The sequence below is a fragment of the Thermovirga sp. genome (assembly GCA_012523215.1).
Lineage (GTDB): Bacteria > Synergistota > Synergistia > Synergistales > Thermovirgaceae > 58-81.
Map to the genome: position 1 here is coordinate 1 of JAAYIZ010000115.1, position 2,541 is coordinate 2,541.

The 2,541-nt window shown below is 61.9% G+C and carries 2 protein-coding genes; both read right to left on the bottom strand.

Annotated features, from left to right (window positions below):
• On the bottom strand, nt 1-1,212 hold a 1,212-nt coding region (locus GX108_03265), incomplete at its 3' end, for a cellulose biosynthesis cyclic di-GMP-binding regulatory protein BcsB (GenBank protein ID NLO56062.1).
• Nucleotides 1,213-1,288: 76 nt separating this feature from the next.
• Nucleotides 1,289-2,541, bottom strand: a 1,253-nt coding sequence (locus GX108_03270; protein NLO56063.1) for a long-chain fatty acid--CoA ligase, incomplete at its 5' end; no start/stop codon positions are given.

A 2,541-nucleotide genomic window follows, 5' to 3' on the forward strand; every position in this document is an offset into this window, starting at 1 on the left:
GGTGTCCATGAAGCAGGACAGGAAACTGCCCTCCGGCGGAGTGGTATCCCAACGGAAGGCTTCCAGGACCGGCCGGGACAGGAGGCTCCTTCTCCCCAGGTAGATCATAGGGGAGGAGCTTGCGACCTCTCCGTTGACCAGGTCCTGGGTCAACACCCGGGCGGAGGCCGCGCCGCGGGGAGATTTCCCGTACCATTCGAGAAGCAGTTCAAGCGCCGCCTGGACCTCTTCCGGCTCCGGCCTGTCCGGTATGATCACGGCCAGGTCGTCCGCCGAAAAGGCCGGGTCATCCTCGAGGAGGGACACCATGTCTTTCAGGCTTAAGCCAGGGGCAGTCCGGTATCGCAGGCGAAGGTTGCTGCCGTTGAGTATGCGGAGGGTTCCTCCCCCATCCTTGATTCCTTCCTTTTGCCTGGTGGCCGCTGCCAGGGTCAACCTGTTCGTTCCCGGGCGCAGAAGGGATGCCGGCAGGTCAATGGCGGCCACCGGTCCGCCGGGCGCCTCGCTTTCAAGAAGGGCCTCGCCGAGGGGGACGCCATTCAGGATAAAGATCAACCTGGCCTGGTCCCGTCTCCCCGGCCCGAGGAAACGGATCACCGGACTGAAGGAGCCGCCTTCGACGATTCTCCTCGTGACCGGTATTTCAAAGGGGTAAGTTTTCGCTGCGAGCCCCCCCACCAGGGGCAGGTCCTCGGGCGAAAGGCGAAGGTCCGTATACCCCTTTCCGGGGCCCGTGGTGAATTGGGACCGCACCAGGCCGTGGATGGCATCGACCTGGGGATTTTCGCCCTCCGGTTCAGCCGACCCGGGGGAGGGGACCATGTCCAGTACAATCCGTTCCGGCCTGGAGAGGGTATAGTGCCTCACGGCGACCAAAGTTGAATTGAGAGTGATCTCGAGGGAGGTGCCCTTCTCGGAAGGTTTCGAGGCGTAAGCCACGGCGACGGGGTTTTTGGGAAAGCGCCCCGAGGCCGGACCGGCGGACCCCGCCCCTATTACCACCCGGATTGTCGAGGCGTCCGCCCTTACCCCGTAATCGGCGGGTTCGTCCAGGTCTATGACCAGCCTCGCCCCCCCGGGCTGGAGCCCGGCCCTGAAGGAACGAATTGAGGCGGCGTACCCGGGAGTGGGGATTAGGGCGCAAATTACAAGGAAGATGAGGACCGAACCCGCCGTCACCAGGAAATCAGGGCGGCCGAAGACCTTCCTCATTCTTTTCTCCACGATGAAGACTGAAATTGTCCCGGTAATTCGTCCCGTTTTTTCCTCCCGGGGTCGGTCGACCCCACTAGAGATCCCCTCCCCCGGCGCTCTCCGCCTCCTTCAGTGCTCTCCTGAGCACCTTTCCGACGCTGGAAAGGGGGAGTTCTTTCACGATATCGATCTTCCTGGGTACCTTGTAGTGAGCGAGGTGTCCCTTGGCATACTGGACCAGTTCATGCTGAGTCACTTCGACGCCTTCATGGGGCACCACGAAGGCTTTGACGACTTCGCCGCTCATCGAGGAGTGGATGCCGATGGCCGCGCTCATTTTGACCGCCGGGTGCGTGTTCAGCACCGTTTCGACTTCCTGGGGGTAAACATTGAAACCTCCGACGATGATGAGGTCCGTGGCCCGGTCAAGGATGGTGATAAAGCCGTCTTCATCGATGCTCACTATATCGCCCGTATCGAACCACCCGTCATGGAAACGCTCGGCCGTCAGTTCGGGCGCCCGAAAATACCCGGAGGTCACCGAGGGTCCCCTGACCCATAGCACACCCTCTCTTCCCGGGGGTAAGGCTTTGCCCTCGAGGTCCCTCAACTGGACCTCGTAGCCCGGAAGGGGCGGACCGACGGTACCCAGTTTCCTGTCGGCCTCCGAAGGATTGCAGGAGACCACCGGCGAGCATTCCGTCAGGCCGTAGCCCTCGAAACAGATGACGCCCATCTCCTTCCGGATCCGGGCCTCCAGGGTTGGGTCCAGCTTCCCGCCCCCGGTGAGGATGTACTTCAACCTGGGCAAGGTGACCCCTTCCTTCGACACGGCCCCCAAGAGGAAGGGAAGCATGGTCGGGACGGCGATGAGGATGCTCACTTCCGCCGATTGCAGGGCATCGAGGGTCTCCTTCAGGGGCATGAAGGAGGGGATGATCACCATGGGGAGCCCGAAGCAAAGCGGCAGCACTCCACAGATGGTGAAACCGAAGGAATGGAAGTTGGGCAGGACGTTCATCAGGATCCTCCCCGTATCGAAACCCTCGATATTCTGGTGCACCTTGAGGGAATTGTCGATAAGGTTTCCATGACTGACCTGCACGGCCTTGGGCGCTCCCGTCGTCCCCGATGTGGCGAAGATGACGGCTAGGTCACTATCCTCACCCCCATGCTCCCGGCCCTTGAATCGAGACAGGGGGCCCAGGGAGGGCGCTATAACGGCTGGGAAGCCCGCCCCTTCAAGGGCTTCGGCCAGGTTCTCCATTCCCTCGCCGAGCACGGCGCCGACGGGATCGATATGTTCCACGATCTTCAGGCTTGCGTTGATGCCGCTCCTCGCATTCA